Origin of the sequence: Massilia frigida (genome assembly GCF_011682175.1) — a bacterium.
GTDB classification, from domain to species: domain Bacteria; phylum Pseudomonadota; class Gammaproteobacteria; order Burkholderiales; family Burkholderiaceae_D; genus Telluria_A; species Telluria_A frigida.
In genome coordinates this window covers 1-384 of record NZ_WHJG01000189.1, presented here as the reverse complement: position 1 = coordinate 384, position 384 = coordinate 1, and the positions used below count along the sequence as shown (strand labels likewise).

Here is a 384-nt window from a genome sequence, read left to right as displayed (position 1 = left end):
GCTTTTCTTGATCATGTCGACGATTTCCTGGATCGTCGCGATCTTGTAGCGCCCGTTGAACTGCTGCGGCCGTTCGGCGTCGGTGGCAATCCCGCCCAGGGTCTTGATTTCGGCCAGGGTGAAGTCGCCGGCGAACCAGCCTTCCTCGACCAGGCCGTCGACGCTCATCTTGCGCTTGCGGCTGGCAAACTCGGGACGCGAAGCGACGTCGGTGCTGTAGACCAGGTTGGGATCGTGGCGCGCGATCAGCACGCCATCCTTGGTCGACACCACGTCCGGCTCGATCGCGTCGGCGCCTTGCTCGATGGCCATGGCGTAGGCTTCGACGGTAGCCTCCGGCAGATAGCCGCCGGCGCCCCGGTGCGCCACCACCAGCGGCGCCTT

At 65.6% G+C, this 384-nt stretch carries 1 protein-coding gene; it reads right to left on the bottom strand.

Annotated elements, in window-relative coordinates:
• Positions 1–384, bottom strand: a 384-nt coding sequence (locus tag F2P44_RS34620; protein WP_267877658.1) for a glycerophosphodiester phosphodiesterase family protein, incomplete at both ends; no start/stop codon positions are given.